This is a genomic window from Sulfitobacter sp. HI0027 (genome assembly GCF_001634775.1).
Classification (GTDB): Bacteria; Pseudomonadota; Alphaproteobacteria; order Rhodobacterales; family Rhodobacteraceae; genus Sulfitobacter.
In genome coordinates this window covers 1-213 of the sequence record NZ_LWER01000114.1, presented here as the reverse complement: position 1 = coordinate 213, position 213 = coordinate 1, and the positions used below count along the sequence as shown (strand labels likewise).

Annotated in this window: 1 pseudogene; it reads left to right on the top strand. The window is 63.8% G+C overall.

Going from position 1 to position 213, the window contains the following annotated elements:
• Positions 1-213, top strand: a pseudogene (locus A3722_RS06025) (heme ABC transporter ATP-binding protein); the annotation flags it as partial.

Genomic DNA, 213 nt, shown 5'->3' with positions numbered 1-213 from the left:
CCTCGCCGCCGGAACTGGCCGAGCTGATGGTCGGGCGTAAGGTATTGCTCCGCGTGAATAAAAAGCCTGCCACACCGGGCGATGTGATCCTTGATGTCAAAGGTCTGCGCGTGGTTGACGACAAGGGCGTCGAGCGTCTGCGCGGCATCGACCTGCAGATCCGCGCGGGCGAAGTGCTGGGTCTTGCGGGTGTTGCGGGCAACGGCCAATCCG